Annotated in this window: 9 protein-coding genes; 2 read left to right on the top strand and 7 right to left on the bottom strand. The window is 45.3% G+C overall.

Annotated features, from left to right (window positions below; all coding sequences use genetic code 11):
• Nucleotides 1–78: 78 nt before the first annotated feature.
• Nucleotides 79–1,404, bottom strand: a complete 1,326-nt coding sequence (locus HGH91_RS19735; RefSeq protein WP_168740504.1) for a vanadium-dependent haloperoxidase — start codon at nt 1,402–1,404, stop codon at nt 79–81.
• A 51-nt stretch (nt 1,405–1,455) separates the two neighbouring features.
• Complete coding sequence (locus HGH91_RS19730) at nt 1,456–5,019, bottom strand: FG-GAP-like repeat-containing protein (RefSeq protein WP_168740609.1); 3,564 nt, start codon at nt 5,017–5,019, stop codon at nt 1,456–1,458.
• A 412-nt stretch (nt 5,020–5,431) separates the two neighbouring features.
• Between HGH91_RS19730 and HGH91_RS19725 the strand changes: the two genes are divergently transcribed.
• A complete protein-coding gene (locus tag HGH91_RS19725; RefSeq protein WP_168740503.1) occupies nt 5,432–8,557 on the top strand; it encodes a SusC/RagA family TonB-linked outer membrane protein in 3,126 nt (1,041 codons plus the stop codon).
• Between the two features lie 9 nt (nt 8,558–8,566).
• Complete coding sequence (locus HGH91_RS19720) at nt 8,567–10,414, top strand: RagB/SusD family nutrient uptake outer membrane protein (RefSeq protein ID WP_168740502.1); 1,848 nt, start codon at nt 8,567–8,569, stop codon at nt 10,412–10,414.
• A 150-nt stretch (nt 10,415–10,564) separates the two neighbouring features.
• Here the strand turns inward: HGH91_RS19720 and HGH91_RS19715 are convergent, their stop codons facing one another.
• From HGH91_RS19715 to HGH91_RS19695, 5 genes are all read right to left on the bottom strand, one after another.
• The gene (locus tag HGH91_RS19715) at nt 10,565–11,689 is read right to left on the bottom strand and encodes a hypothetical protein (RefSeq protein ID WP_168740501.1); all 1,125 of its coding nucleotides are present in this window, start codon (nt 11,687–11,689) and stop codon (nt 10,565–10,567) included.
• Nucleotides 11,690–12,020: 331 nt separating this feature from the next.
• Nucleotides 12,021–12,641, bottom strand: a complete 621-nt coding sequence (locus HGH91_RS19710) for a hypothetical protein (protein ID WP_168740500.1) — start codon at nt 12,639–12,641, stop codon at nt 12,021–12,023.
• A 103-nt stretch (nt 12,642–12,744) separates the two neighbouring features.
• On the bottom strand, nt 12,745–13,920 hold the full coding sequence (locus tag HGH91_RS19705; RefSeq protein ID WP_168740499.1) for a glycoside hydrolase 100 family protein: 1,176 nt from the start codon (nt 13,918–13,920) through the stop codon (nt 12,745–12,747).
• A 2-nt stretch (nt 13,921–13,922) separates the two neighbouring features.
• The gene (locus HGH91_RS19700) at nt 13,923–15,068 is read right to left on the bottom strand and encodes a glycosyltransferase family 4 protein (protein WP_168740498.1); all 1,146 of its coding nucleotides are present in this window, start codon (nt 15,066–15,068) and stop codon (nt 13,923–13,925) included.
• Nucleotides 15,065–15,721 carry a PIG-L deacetylase family protein gene (locus HGH91_RS19695; RefSeq protein ID WP_168740497.1) on the bottom strand — a complete coding sequence of 219 codons (657 nt, stop codon included), beginning with the start codon at nt 15,719–15,721 and terminating at the stop codon, nt 15,065–15,067. Before HGH91_RS19695 ends, HGH91_RS19700 begins: the two co-directional genes overlap by 4 nt.
• Nucleotides 15,722–15,957: the final 236 nt, after the last annotated feature.

Raw genomic sequence — 15,957 nt, 5'->3', positions numbered from 1 at the left:
TGTTTTAAACCGCTGTCGATAGTTAAATGCAAGAGCAAATCTGGCAGCAATAAGCCCCCTTTCCAGGGGGCTTAATAATTATTTCTCCAGCACCCGCTCAATAATTAGATTTCCTACTTTCTTTCCCTGTTCAGCCCCGGCTTCAACACCTGTGCGATAATGAATACCGCCGTATACGCGGCTGATAGAAGCTTCCGCCGCTGCCGCCTGGAACGAGTTGAAATGCCGCTGCATGCCGATATACCGAAGATCACTGGTATCCTGGAAAGAAAAATTATTACCATACATATATCCCAGCACGGTAGAAGCTGCAGCCGTGATCGCACTATGTCCGCTGGTATATTCCGGGAATGGCGGTGTTTGTAAAAAGGGTACAAAGTTATTATCTATGTGTTCATTAATGTATGTTACCGGGCGCACTACACTACTCCTGTACTTTTCATCCCAGCAGGCTATAAATGCATCATACAAGGCTATGGCAGTCATAACATATCCCTTTGCCACCTGTACCGGATCGGCGTTTGTTTGTTTGGCTGCAATAGCAGCGATGCCCATCCAGTGCCCCCCAGGCGTTATTTTCTTTGTACCGAACATCAGGTGACCGGAATGTTCTATTACAAAAGGATTATCATCCCAATACCGGGCAATAATCTTTTGTTCTTTTGTTAAGTTTTTATTGATGGCATATACCTCGTTGGCATTTTTATAAAAAAAACTATTAGTGTCTATGCTATACTGTGGGGGCCGGGGAGGCATAAACTGGGAAGCAGAATCCAGTACCATTGTTTTCATTGTGTTCCAGCACCATTCCACGCCGTCTAAATAATCAGGTGGTGTAGGCCTCCATTTTCCGGGTGCTTTACTACCCAGGTATTTAGGTTTTCCCCTTGATATTAAATACCCGTCATTCTTTGCTCTGGCCAGTATTGCTTTGGCAATGGTATCTCCAAATGCGATCGATCGTTTATAGGTCTCCTCATCTAATTTCTCCCTGAACATACCATACACAAAATCTTCATGCTGTTTCAGAGAGTCGACCGAAAAAACCTTGATGTTACGGGTCACTGTGAAAAAAGCTTCGGAAGCAGCCAGGGTATAATCATAAGACTTCCCTTTTTCCGGTTCGGGCATTTTTGCAAACCCTCTCAATTTCCCGGCAATAGAAGCCTCGCCTGGTTTGCTAAACCTGATAGCCTCATAGGAAGCCAATGAAGTATAGATATAAAGCCGCGCAGCTACCGGAGGCGTAAATACATCATAAATAATCACCTCTGTGAGAAGATCCTGGTTTTGATGTAATATTACTGCGTCGGATATATGATTGGTCGTCTTTTTACCGCTGCAGGCCATCAAAAAAATGATGCAGCCGGACAGCCAACAACACTTCACAAATTTTCTTTTCATCTTTTCTATTTTAACAGGAAAAAACTGGTATAGTGAATTTTTATTTATCCGTTAGAAAGACTGCTTTCTTATTTTGCCATTGCGGTCGGTAATAGCCACCGATGCCACCTGGTTACCAACGCGAAGAAACCTTGCTGACTGTGAAAGGAAGGAGGAGCCATCATAACATTCCTGTCTTTGTTTTCTCCCATCTTTAAATAAAAATTCGGCAGTTACATCGCCAGGTTGTAAGGGAATATGTCTGCTATCCTTCTTCGACGTAAATACTTTGAGCGGCCCGCGATTTTGTGCCGCTGCCAGCAGGTAGGCATCTTTCTTACTTCTCAGTTTTACCAGGGCCTTTCCATTACCCGGAATAAAGATTCCACTCTGGAGAATAGATTGCGGCACAAAATTTCCTTTGCCATCCCCTCTTAGCATCAAACCATTTAAGGCGTCGTAGCGGCCAACAGATACATCTGTTCCATAATCATTTGTATTGATGACCAGGTCAAGATTACCATCTCCGTCAAAATCATCCGTCACCATTCCATTCAATGCAGACAGCTGGGCTTTAAGCGGTAAAGCGATCAGGGTGAATTTTCCATTTCCATCATTTCTGCAAAAAGAAGAATGGAAATTATTGGCTTGTAGCTTCAATACGCCAGCCAGCTGCTCTTTAGTGAATAACTGATCCATGGTAGCGGTAGCATACGATTTATAATTCTGGAATTTTGAGCGCATCCCAATGATCTGTTTTACCAGGTCGTCCCTGCCGGGAACAGGAAATTCTTTCCGGGTAGTATCTTCCTGGCTTGCCGGTAGATATATGGCAGGGATGGCATCGAAGCTGCCGTTATTGTCGAAGTCTTTCGCATAAATAGTAGCAGGGTATTGCTGCGATGCTTTGTAAAATGAATTAAGACCCAGGTTTCCTGCAATAAAATCTATATCTCCATCATTATCAAAATCACCTGCTGCTAAACTATTCCACCAGCCTACCTGGTCCGATATACCTGTCTTTTCAGTTATATTTTTGAAGTGACCTTTTTCATTTCTAAAAAAGGTAAGCGGCATCCATTCTCCTGCCAGCACCAGGTCTGGCCAGCCATCGTTATCAAAATCAGTAACAAGCGCGTCACACACCAGGCCTATATTGTTTAACCCTCCGGCAACATCGCGGGTCACATCTACAAATTTTATCTGCCCGTTCTTTGAGTCATTACGATAAATAAACCCTGATACCGCGCCCGGGTAATGCCATGGATCTACCCGCCCGGCAACAAACAGATCGAGATCCCCGTCTTTGTCATAATCTACTGCACGCACGCATGATTTGCTGGTATAATTCTGGGGAAACGCCAGTGAATCTTTTTGGAAATCGCCCTTGCCATTATTAATAAAAAAAAGATCCTGGTAGGCGGCCGTGTTGGACTTACTTTCATAGCCCCCATGTGCAATATAGAGATCCAGGTCTCCATCTCCATCCGCATCAAACAGTGCAATACCCATATCCTGGAAATCTTTGCCCATTCCATCAACGGGTGGTACAATCACTTTCCGGAGAAATGAACCGTTGGACTGTTGAAATAAAGCGCTGGCGCCCAGGTACGAATTTCCTCCAATCACCATATCATCCAGGCCATCGCCATTCAGATCACCCGCCGCCAGTGAAGGACCATATTCTGAAAGCTTATGCGGCAGTAATTTTTGGATGTTGAAATCTATATAGTCCTCCTGGGAATGTTTGTATGTGATACCCAATGAATCAGTAATTTCCCTGAAAAGGTTGTTCTGAGCAAGTGCGGGAACGAACCAATCGTAATGCTCCCTGGCATCGGATTTATTGATCTTTATAACCTGGTCAGCTTTTACATTCATCACCACCTGCTTGCCTCCATCGGGCCATTTAATCACCAGCGAATCAATTGTTGACACCTCTCCAAGTCCAAAATGAGGATTTAACTGGATGCTCGACAGGTATCCCCGATAAGGAGTTTGCTCATAGGCTTGCTGCTGATTTCCATAATATAACCCGATCCATGCCCCCAGTCCATTTATATTCAGTGAATCGCCTGTCAGCTGTACCGACAAGTAATGTTTGTTTTTGGGTTTTGTATCCATCATCGTGTTCTCATAAACAGACGCCTCATCATTGATATTATTGATCACCATATCCAGATCACCGTCATTGTCCAGGTCGGCATAAGCCGCGCCATTTGAGAACGCGGTCGTGGTTAGCCCCCAGCTAAGCGATACGTCTGTAAATCTGCCATCACCATTATTATGAAACGCGTATTTATGTAGTTTTACCTGCGGAATTTGTGCAAGGGTATTGGACTGTGGCGTAACAGGCGCCGACTCCTGCCGGTAGGCAATAAAATCGCGGTCTGTTACATCTTTGGGAAAACCGTTGGTTACAACCAGATCCCGCCATCCATCATTGTCAAAATCTGCTACCAAAGGACACCAGCTCCAGTCTGTTTCCGATACGCCCGAAAAGTACCCTGTTTCGCTGAATATAGGGTCCCCGATTGAGTCGTTGGCATTGAGTCGCGGCCCTTCATTCAACTGTATGGAGTTTCTGACATACTGGTATTGATATTTAAAGAAATCATTAAGTTGAAATGTCTGGTAGCTATTTGCGCCCAACATCATCTTTTTCCGGTAATTATCTTCCGGGTTCATATCCAGTTCCACGATATCAGATAATCCATCATTGTTGATGTCTATTACATCCTGTCCCATCCCATTGGCAGAAGTATGCTTAAAATAAGACGCTGCTTTGTCTGTAAATGTGCCATCATGATTATTGATATACAACAGGTCGTTGGCAATAAAATCGTTGGTTACAAAAATATCCTTCCATCCGTCTTTGTTGATATCTGCAATGGTAGCGCCATGCCCATACCCTTCGATAGTAACGCCGGCCTGTTTTGTTACATCCGTAAATACAGGATGATGCAATACGCTATCCATATCATTCCGGTAAAGCCGGCCGGTACTGGGAAACGTTCCATCTGTAATTTTAGATTTGAAAACGGAAGGATTTACATTGGGAAGAATTTCGTTTACTACAATGTAAACATCCAGATCACCGTCATTATCATAATCAAAAAAAGTAGCCATGGTAGAGTGTGTGCTGTCATCGAGCCCATAGGCCGCAGCTTCTTCCTTAAAGGTAGGAATCCCTTCTTTATTCACTCCCTGGTTAATATAAAGAAGATTTTTTCTCTTTTGTGGATCTTTATCCATAGAGGCGCATACATACATATCCATCCACCCATCATTATTGATATCTACAACGGCTACCCCCCTGCACCATTTTTTGCTTCCGCCTACTCCCGCAACATCCGTGACGTCCTCAAATTTCAAGCTCCCTTTGTTTAAATACAATTTGCAGGCAACCATATTTCCTGTGAAATATATATCGGGCAAACCGTCATTGTTGAAATCCCCAATGCCCACACCTCCCCCATTATAAATATTAGTGACATCGATGGGGTTGAGAGAATCACTTTCCACTATTTTATTGTTAAAGGTAATCCCCGATTGTTGCGGGGATATTGGCCGAAAGAGGGACTGCTTTTGCTTGCAGGATATAGCAATTAACCAACTAAGCAGCAAAGCGATCATGAACCGGGATGATGGCATACTTGAATCGTTTATAAATAAAAAATACGGATAATCAGGTATCGGGATTTCCTGTCTTTTTCCTCCAGCTCTTTCTGATAAAAAAAGCAGCTGATTTTGGTTGTCTGTATATTATCGCCTGTTTGCCTGACTTAAAAAGTTCCACCAATATTGATTTTTAAAAAAAAGTTGGTGGTAATTATTTTTTTACTACTTTTAGTATGTATATACATATGTACATACACACATACCTACAAATATAAGTAAAAAGACCTGATAAATAAGGCGCTTTTTATGCCGTCCATGTTCTGAAAATGAAAAAAACTTAGTACCAGCAAGACCTATAACACTTTAAATCACCAAAATCTATGCTCCATCGACATGGGGCGATCATAAAAAACAATAAACCACAGTTATGAAGTCCAAACAACTACCGCGTACCTGGCGTAGAGCCCAGCACACCCTTTGCTGGATTACGCTGCAAAGTTTCCTGTGTACAGCCCTGTGGGCCAATGACAAACACTCCCCTCCCGGCATGACGCCTGATATTCCAGCCAAACGAAAAACGTTTAGCATTACAGAGCGGGTAGTAAAAGGACAAATAACCGGGGAAAAAGGAGAACCGCTGGCCGGTGTCACTGTTTCCGAAAAAGGCACCAGCAATACGGTTACATCAGACAAGGATGGCAGGTATACGATTAAAGTAAAGGACGCCAACAGTATTATTGTATTTTATGCCATTGGATACCTGGCCCGGGAAGTAAAAACAGGCACCTTATCTGCCATTGATGTAAAACTGGAGACGCTTTCAAAAAACCTCAACGACGTGGTAGTGGTAGGATATGGCACCCAGAAAAAGAAAGAACTTACCAACGCAGTTGTACAGGTATCAGGAGCGGAAATTAAAAAATCTACCGCCACGTCTATGTCCAATTCCCTATCCGGTAGACTTTCAGGGGTATTTGTTAACCAAAGAAGTGCAGCACCGGGGTTTGATGATGCAGAAATATTGGTAAGAGGCCCTAAAACTTATCGCAACAGTTCTGCATTAATCGTGATTGATGGAGTGGCCAATGCCGATCCGGATGGATTAAACAGGTTGGACCCAAATGACATTGAGTCTATATCAGTCCTGAAAGATGCCTCTGCGGCCGTTTATGGCGCCCAGGCAGCAGGAGGTGTTATCCTCGTGACCACCAAACGGGGAAAATCCGGAAAACCTTCCTTTGACTTTTCTACCACACAATCCTATCAGTCGCCCACCATGAAAGTAAGGTCGGCTAACGTTTACGACTATATGAATGTGCTCAACGACCGGAGAGCACTGGAGGGTACACCGCCTGATTTTCCCGATGACCTGATCGCAGAATTTAAAAATGGAACAAGAAGACCGGAAGACTGGTACAAAGCGCTGGTGGCGCCCCCTGCCAAACAATCCAGGCAATCGCTTACCATGAGAGGCGGAACAGACAGGGTGAAATATTTTCTATCGCTTGGAACTGCCGCACAGGGCGGTATTCTTCGTGGCGACGATAAAACAAAGCTAAGGCAGTATAATGTCAGAAGCAATATCGATGTTTCAGTGACCGATGATCTTGAAGTAGGATTAGACCTTGCCTATAGGGAAAAAAATACCCAGACCCCACAAGGTGGCTCAGGACAAATAGCCTACTTCGCCAATACCAGCCCGTTACAGGAAGCCTATATCGGCGGCGACTATCGCTATCCGGGCCAGGGATGGTCACAGCTAAATCCTGCTGCAAGGTTGCTCAGCCCGGGATACCAGCGATATAAAGCAGGGGTAACGAACGGTACGATCCGTTTCAAATACAATATTCCCTTCGTGAAAGGATTATCATTGGACGGCTTCGCATCTGTTGTTAAAACACTGAACCACGATAAAGTTTTTAACTACACCTGGTTCTATTATGAAAGAGGCGCCAACCCGGGAGAAATAGTAAAAAGGCCATCAAGATCTGTGGAAGACATCGGACTTAAAGAAAATTTTGGACAACAACAGTCAGTGACTGAAAACATAAAACTTTCCTACAACACCATCATAAAAGATCATAAGATAAGCGCTTTCATTGCCTATGAGCAAAATAAATACGATAGCGCCTTTTTCTGGACAAGTCGCCTTGGCTATGCCTCGCCTTTAATCGATCAGATTTCCGCCGGAAGCACTGATCGCCAGAATTGGAATAATGATGGAGGCGCTAACGAATCTGCACGGCGAAACTATTTTGGCCGGGTAAACTACGAATATAAAGGCAAATATCTATTAGGGTTCAGCGCAAGATATGATGGCTCCACCATCTTTCCGAAAGAAAAACGGTTTGGCTTTTTCCCACAGGCATCTGCAGGATGGGTACTTAGCCAGGAATCCTTTATACCGAAAAATATATTCAGTAATCTGAAGCTAAGAGCCTCCTGGGGCCAGTTAGGAAATGACAGGGTAGCGCCCTTCCAATACCTGGGATCCTATGGTTATGCACCTGGCTGGGTAGTTAACGGGGCCGATGTACAGGGAATTGCCCCTACCAGAACCCCTAATCCACGTATTACCTGGGAAGTAACCGAAACATCGGATATCGGACTGGAAACCGGTTTTTTAAACAACAGGTTGACCTTTGAATTAGATGTCTATAGCTCAAAGACGTCCCATATATTGGGCCAGCGGCAAGCTTCTATTCCCGGGTACACCGGCGTAGTATTACCAGATGAAAACATCGGTAAAATGGATAGCAAAGGATTTGATTTTCAGGCTGGATACAGACAGAACTTTGGACGCCTTGGATTCAGAGCTAATGGAAACATCTCTTATAGCCGGAACAAAATCATATTTTTTGATGAAACACCACAGGCACAACCTTATCAGAAGCTGGAAGGGAATCCGCTCGGTTCCATATTGGTATATAAGGCAATTGGTATTTACAGAACAGATGCCGAGCTAACCAAATATCCCAGCTATGCGGGAGCACGCACCGGGGGATTAATATTTGCCGATCTGAATAATGATGGCAAAATTGACGTAAACGACAAATATAGATTTGATGCCACGCCTTTTCCCAAAATGCAGTTTGGCCTGACCATCGGATTCGATTACGACAACTTCGACCTGACGATATTGTTGCAGGGACAAACAGGCGCCAAATGGAGATTAAACAATGGCTTTAACTCAGGTGCCGGTGGAAATGGACTGGAGTATGTAGCATTAAACTCCTATTCATTAAAGAATACCAATGCAGTACTCCCCATGATTGCCCCCAACGGTGTAGCTGCGGAAGATGCCGATTTCTACTACCATAAGGCCACCTGGGCGCGCTTAAAGTCGGCCGAACTGGGATATACCCTACCCAAAAACCTATTATCAAAAGCTAAGATAGCCGCCCTTAGGTTGTATTTATCGGGTGATAACATATTTATGCTCTTTAATAACCTTAAAAAATACGGAGCCGGTGATCCTGAATTCGTACTTGGCAATGGCGGTGGTTATCCAAACATGCGGACATTTAGTTTCGGAGCTAATCTTACTTTCTAAAAATCAATTATGAAATCGTTGAAACTTCTAAATACACGGGCTGCGAAAATCTATATCCTGCTGCTTGCCGGCGCAGCCGTCAATACCATTTCGTGCAACAGGGACCTGCTGGATAAAAAGCCGTTGGACAAACTAACCGACGATGCTGTTTTTTCCGATGCCACCTTTCTTCAGAATTACGTATACAACGTATACAATGGCATGAAACCTATATGGTATCCTGGTACCGGCGGATTCGAAACATTAACGGATATTGCTGTGTCGCAACCGGAAACACATGACAAAGCCGCTGGTATTCGTCAGTATATTCAAGGTACTATCTCGCCGGATAATATCACCGATCTGACTAACATCTGGAATGAAGAATATGGTTATATCAGGAAAGCAAATGTATTCTTTGAAAAAACCACTACTTCCTCCTTCGATGCTACCGTACTGGATCCCATGAAAGGGCAAATGCATTTCTTACGGGCATGGATGTATTTTGAACTGATAAAAACGTTTGGCGGCGTACCTATTATCACCAAAAGTTACAAACTGGATGATACTAATTTTGATACGCCCAGGAATACGTACGACGAATGCGTAAAATTCATCCTGGATGAATGTGACCAGGCAACTACCCTGTTAAAGGATGTTGCTCCCGCCAGCGGGAAAATAACCAAAGCAGCCGCCATGGCTTTAAAGGCAAGAGTGCTTTTGTATGCAGCCAGTCCGCTTAACAACCCTTCCAATGATAAAACCAAATGGCAGGCTGCAGAAGTAGCTACCAAGGCTGTGCTGGATCTAAGTTTCACCCTGCATCCCACGCATGATGACCTGTTTACCAGGCCAGTAAAAACAGATGAAATCATCCTCGGTAAGTCGTTTACTCCCGGCACCCGGGTACCCGACTGGGGCTTTAACTACGACTACTGGCCAAGCGGATTTGATGCCCGGCAACGCATCATGCCAACACAAACATTTGTGAACATGTTCCAGATGACCAACGGACAATATCCATACCTGGCAGATGGCGTGACTGTAAACCCCACTTCCGGGTATGATCCGCAACACCCTAATGTAAACAGGGATCCCAGGTATTATAGTGATATTATCTTTCCGGGCGCCGGACCTTTTACCATCAATGATGGCGCAAAAAGTACCGTAAGAACATATGAATACTGGGAAGATGCTAATCCTAATCCAGACAATGCGGGACCATATGCAAACCCCAATAAAGTGGACCCTAAAAATGGGCAAACACTTTACGATTTTGGACGTGACTCCAAAACCTATTGGGTAAAAGGTTTCACGCCTTTCCATTGGAGAGTTCAAACGGGTTATACCTTCAGAAGACTATGTGATTTTAATGGCCCCCGTGCAAGTTTTGACTATGATTATAGCCAGGCAATTGTATTTCTCCGGCTGGCAGAATTTTACCTGAATTATGCAGAAATTGAAATTGCCCTCGGCAACGAAGCGGTAGCCCGGGATTATATCAACAAAGTCAGGAAAAGACCTTCTGTCAATATGCCCAATATTACCAGCGCTGGTACTGATCTGGTACGGGATTACCGGAATGAAAGAGCCATTGAATTGCACCTGGAAGATCATCGCTTCTTTGATCTGATGCGCTGGAAAGCTGCTCCGGGAAATATTGATATTCCGATCCGCGGATTAACCAGCGTGAAAATGGATTGGACCGGCGCCCAGGCAGGCGATCTGTTGGGCAAGCTCTCCTATACCTATGGCGTTATCGATGCAGCAGAAGTAAGGGCACCGTGGAAAGGCGACTATTATTACCTGTTGCCTATTCCGAGGGAAGAAATAAAAAAGAGTCACAACGCTATAAAACAAAATCCAGGCTATCAATGATCATATAGTCCATATCGCATTTCATAGCCCCAAAATGAGGTATGCATTTACCTCACCTACTAAAAAGCCTCGCAGAAAATTCCGCGAGGCTTTTTAATGTTATTTTAAATACGTTTTTTATCGGCTTTGAAAACACAGGACTTCTAATCATCAAAGCCTCACAGACATTCCTATATTAATTGAATAGTCGGCGAATGCAGCATCACCCTGTTTATATACTCCTGTTGCCTGCGTTTGTAATTTATCGCCATAGCTTTGGGTACGGTTGCGTTGCAATGCAACGGGCACCGTTGAAAAAAACACCAGTTTCTTAAATGTATAACTCAGTCCCGGCTCAACAGAAATAACATAACCGGGCCTGCGAAATCCACCGCTGCCTCCGATGAGATCTTTCGCTGGCACACATTCCATGCGGCCACCCCCTGATAGCGTAAGATGCTGTAAAACATAATTTGCTCCCAGCCGAACCATGTATTGATCAGGTACACTCATTACTGCTGTACCGTATTGTACGGCACTAGCAGAAACAGCTCCCCCTCTGGCGGTAGATACACCGTTTTGTTCCCGCGGGTTAAACAGGTAATAAAAACTTCCATATACACTAAAGCGGTGAGAGAAATTATAATATCCATTCAGCTCCGTGGTAAAACCTGTTCCACCATCACCCAGCTGTATGGATTGATCCACCGGGCCCAATACCCTGGTGCTGTCGTTCTTAACAAAATAATCCTGGAATTGATAATCACCCGTAGGTAATTTCAATCCGAGTCCTGCCTGTATATTTCCTTTCCGCGATTTGGCGGGATCTAGCAGCCAACGGTATACGGCAAAACGAATATCCCCTATCCCAAATGAATGCGTTTGCTGACGCGCATTAGGACTCTTACTACCATTGCCATAGTGCTCATACATGGAAGACCTGGTGTTGGCCAGCACCGGAACATTGAATGACAAAGACCAACGACTGTTAAATGTGCGAACCAGTGACAGATCAAGCGTATGTTGCCAGTTGATCACCTCTGTATGGTTTTCCAGCCGCTCTTTCTGTTCTTCCGTTCCTACAAAATGGCGGAAAGATCTGAAATACCGGTATATCATATTTACCTGCCATCCCGACTCTATTCCGGCCTGTGGCTTCATACAAACAGCACCTGTACTGCGGATGGCCACACACCCCTGGGCTTCCGCCAATTCCTGTAACGACAGTAGAGGTATAGCCAATAGTGCAATTCTTAAGTAATACTGTTTTGTGCGCTCAAATGTAGATTTTAGCATAGTGCAGTTGATTTAGTAATGAGTGTTGCTGGATGTTTCATTGATTTGGTTGATATGCCGGGAACATAACAGTGGAATAAGAAAAGCCCAATTTCTTTCATAACGGGATCTTGGAATATTCGTAAGTTACTACTTCTCTTTATATGTTCAAACATTCAAACAAACTATTTTTACATGACTTCGTCATTGGAAAAAAGCTGTTTAAACGAAAAGCAGATCAACGATTAAAATACTAAAAGGGAAATACAATAGGGAAAAATACAATGCCCCCAAAAAGTTGAACACTTTCTGGGGGCATTACAAAAAGGATGGTTTCTATTTTTTAAAAGTATTACTTCTTCACATACTTACTGACTATAGATCCTGAAAGCTTTGAGCCAGGAATATCCACCTGTCCGAGATCTGTTGTCAGTACCAGTGAATCACCGTTAAACGATATTTTCGCAGGACCACCGTGGGATTCAGTACCCAGCATGCCTGAAACATCCTGTATAAATCCTTTCTCCATATAAAGTGTGTTTTCGTCCAATTGCTTATAGGGTATAATTGCAGCATAAGGAGGCATCGCCATATTCATTGGCAAAGTCATGTCGTTCACTACCTCAGTACCTGCGTATAATACGGATCTAATATCACCGGCAATTGTATAACTCAGGTTTTTCACAGTGATATTCTTGCCATCGAAAACAAAATCACCTTGGTTATTACTGGTTTTGTAAAAGCAGGTCATTACCGCCTTCATACCATCTTGAGAAGAGGTAGCCACACTATTGTTGGTAACCCCTACAAAGCTCCAGGTACCTTCTATTTTATTCTTACCACCACCAGTAGACGGTGTACCAGGTGGATTTACCGGCGTGGGCCCATCAGGATGCGCCATTTCAAGGCTGCCACAGGCACTAAGGGTTAGCAGGGAAAACGCCAACAGATACAGGGATGTAAAACGACTCATTTTCATCGGTTTAAAAACACAAAAAAGGGATTATGGTGCAAAGATAGGGGCTGGAAGTAATTCTGAAGAGAATTAGTTAAATATAATTATCGAGTAACACCAACTACCCCGCTATCCTGATCTCCTCAAAAAATGGCGTCCGCCTTTCTGCGACACATTTCACCGCATACAAGTACAATGCCGCGCTCCAGGTTTGCCATTCCTGCCCTTTCGCGCTTCCATCCTGCGCTTTAAGCCACTCGTTAAATCCATATTGTACAGTGCCGCTGTTGCTGATGGTCACTATCCGTGTCAGCTCCACCAGCTTTTCTTCTGCCAGCCGGTACTTTTTGGCGGCCACCAGTGCGGCAACATAAAAGCCGCAAATAAATGGCCAGATGCCGCCATTGTGATATTCTCCAGGCTGGTTGAAGATCGCATACCGTTCATGCCAGTCATAATCCCCGGGTTTCGTATAGGGGAAGAAGTTAGGCGGCAGTTTTACGGCCAGCTGCCCGCTGTTTATTAGTGCGGCACATTCTTCTTCAATCCAGGCCACCATTTCAGTGGCACGTGTGGGTGGCGCTATGCCGGAAAGAATGGCCAGGCTATTGCCCAGCAGGTCGAACCGCTCGCTGCTCAGCACTTTATACGACCACATGGCGTAGTAGGGTTTATACTTCACCATCAATCCTTCATGTACATGCCGGTGTTGTACACCCGCGGTGATGGTAAACCTTCCCATGTCCTGCTTTACCTTCGCCGCGCGTTCATGATGACCTAATATCCGCAGGTAGCTATATACCAGGGTGTTTACAAATAGCCCATAACCTAATACCCATTGCTCATCCCGCCAATCGCTGGTAGGCTGCTGTGCAACCAGGTAGCGGTCGGAGGGCGTCTGGTATTCCATCCAGGTGAGCGACCTGTTCACCGCTTCTTCCAGGAAAGTGGCATCGCCGGAAAACTGCCGGTACATGCCTGTTGCCAGCAGGAATAAAGGTGTGCTGTCACTGGAGCCCAGGTCTTCTTTATCATGTACCAGGGAGGCAATATGTCCGTGCCGTGTCTGGTTTTTGGCCAGCGTTTCCAACACCCGTTTAATACTTTTGATGAGTACTTCATTGCCCGTTACTGCCACGCCGAAAAAAGACAGCAACAAATCCCTCGTATACGGCTCGGGGTAGCCCCAGCCTGCGGTGCGGGGCAAACCATGAAACGGACCGTTTACATTATGCAGTAATACCTGCAGGGCAGCATCTCTTGCTGCGTTGATCGTTAACCAGCTGGCAGCTTCCATGTTCAATGAATATTAAATTTTTCTTCCAGTATCTGCACAAATTGCCGGGCCACGGTACGATAATCAAATTTGGAGGCTACCCGCTGCCGCGCCGCCTGTCCCAGTTGGCTCCGGTAAGTCTCATCATTCATTAATCGTTGCAAATGTGCGCGGATATCGTTGATGTTTGCACGGTAGTCTACTGTACGCGGCGTGCCAAATACTACTTTATGATTTTCCGGGTAGCCGGATTCCCGTCCCAGGATGACTTCATTTACCACAATTTGCTCCGCTACTTCAGCCATCAGGGCTGTTTCTTCATGTACCAACGTATCCAGCATGCCCATAGCCTGAATGCCGATCACCGCCTTACCACAGGCGCCGGCTTCAACCTGCGGCATGCCGAAGCCCTCTAACCTCGACGGCCCCACGTACAAGTCGCAGGCATTGAGCAGGTACGGCATGTAGTTCCGGGATACGATACTGGTGACATACTGTATTTTATGCTCCAGTCCCAGCTGTCGCGCCAACTCCATATCCAGCTCATTTTGCAGCCGGGTACGTGGCTGCGGCCATACCTTACAAATATATTTCCAGTTGGAGGGCACGGCGTCAGCTAATCCTGCCAGCGCCTGCATTACTTCCCTGGCCCCTTTGGAACAGGCATCCCCTCCTACTGTCAGCAGCATTAGCTCATCTGGCTTTACGCCCAATGAGGCGCGAACAGCGCTCACCCTGGGATGTTCTTTGGGCAAGGGCGTAAACAGGTCGGTATTGCATCCTACCGGCAATACCACGATGCGATCACCGCAGATGCCATCACGCATATACATTTCCTTTACCCACTGGGAGGTGACCAATATCAGCGGCAACTGGTTCAATACATCCTGGTAGTTAGCGATATAACCATCAGCTACCAACCATGGGACCGGCTGCAAACCAAATTGCTGCGGATGCAGCACCAGCTGTGGTGTATATCCCCAGTAACCAACACCCAGTACGATGTCTGGTTTAAACCATTGATAATACCACTCTTTTTCCAGGGGTGAATCGTAATGCGCCGCATGGGCTTCTACGCCGATTTCCAGTAAACCCTGGTACAATAAATTACCTTGTGTGGCCAGTCCCCCCGGGGCTGGCGGATAGTCGTACAACAAAAGTATTCTCATGACGATGCCAATAAAGTATGAAGCCACTGCAGGGCTTCCTGAGGATGATGAAAACACCAGAATGCTTCTGCTAATGGCGTGGTGGCTGCTTCCCAGCTATCTTCCCTAAAACCGTACGTGTTAGTCATTAACGCATATTTCCGTTGCCAGATCTCTTTCTCCAATACATGGTAAATGGTGGCCTGTGGCACTGCTTCCGGATAGTAAGCCCGCTGCCCGTCTTCATAAGCAAATACCCATAGTTCTGTTGCTGCCAATTTTCCTGACGCCCACAAGGCGATCACTGCCCGGCTCACTTCTTCGTGACGCCGGTGCCGGGTATATTCTCCCTGTGGATGATGCGTAATAATAAGATCGTAATGTTGCGCGGGCAACAATGACAACACCTGGTGTTCTACTTCTGCCTCCGGCAAGGGCGTCTGTTCTGGTCCATCTTCCAGATCTCCCAACACCCCCTCTGCACCTAATGCCTGTAATACCTTGAAAAATTTCGGCGCCCTGTCAGGGTCACTGGCCCGGCAAAGCCCTGCCACAGTCCAATCCCATTGCGGATGAAACAGGATCGTTCCACCAGCCCATAATGTTTCGTCATCTGGATGAGCTACCACAACGGCAGCCTTCTTTTTCAGGACTGTAGGGGTTTCCGGGTGCATGGCTATTTGAATTTAATGGAGGATAAATAGGGGTATTTAAAGTTACTGAAACTTACGCAGGCTGACAAGACAAGCAAAACCTCATCAGCGGAAATTGCCGCCCTGCACGTAAATCTTTTGACAATTTAGGCAAAAGGGTTACTTTTGGGGCTTGATGGCAGATATTTACTGGTGATCTGCAGGCTTGAATGTGTGTTCGAAAAATAATTCTTTAAGTTATTGATAAATAGGAAATT

The sequence above is a fragment of the Chitinophaga eiseniae genome, from assembly GCF_012641265.1.
GTDB classification, from domain to species: Bacteria; Bacteroidota; Bacteroidia; order Chitinophagales; family Chitinophagaceae; genus Chitinophaga; species Chitinophaga eiseniae_A.
This window is presented reverse-complemented; position numbering and strand designations above follow the sequence as displayed.

What these genes read in the sequence shown, in the direction of transcription:
- HGH91_RS19735 (WP_168740504.1), bottom strand. Translation starts at nt 1,404, where the DNA reads ATGAAAAGAAAATTTGTGAAGTGTTGTTGGCTGTCCGGCTGCATCATT.
- HGH91_RS19730 (WP_168740609.1), bottom strand. Translation starts at nt 5,019, where the DNA reads ATGATCGCTTTGCTGCTTAGTTGGTTAATTGCTATATCCTGCAAGCAA.
- HGH91_RS19725 (WP_168740503.1), top strand. Translation starts at nt 5,432, where the DNA reads ATGAAGTCCAAACAACTACCGCGTACCTGGCGTAGAGCCCAGCACACC.
- HGH91_RS19720 (WP_168740502.1), top strand. Translation starts at nt 8,567, where the DNA reads ATGAAATCGTTGAAACTTCTAAATACACGGGCTGCGAAAATCTATATC.
- HGH91_RS19715 (WP_168740501.1), bottom strand. Translation starts at nt 11,689, where the DNA reads ATGCTAAAATCTACATTTGAGCGCACAAAACAGTATTACTTAAGAATT.
- HGH91_RS19710 (WP_168740500.1), bottom strand. Translation starts at nt 12,641, where the DNA reads ATGAGTCGTTTTACATCCCTGTATCTGTTGGCGTTTTCCCTGCTAACC.
- HGH91_RS19705 (WP_168740499.1), bottom strand. Translation starts at nt 13,920, where the DNA reads ATGGAAGCTGCCAGCTGGTTAACGATCAACGCAGCAAGAGATGCTGCC.
- HGH91_RS19700 (WP_168740498.1), bottom strand. Translation starts at nt 15,068, where the DNA reads ATGAGAATACTTTTGTTGTACGACTATCCGCCAGCCCCGGGGGGACTG.
- HGH91_RS19695 (WP_168740497.1), bottom strand. Translation starts at nt 15,721, where the DNA reads ATGCACCCGGAAACCCCTACAGTCCTGAAAAAGAAGGCTGCCGTTGTG.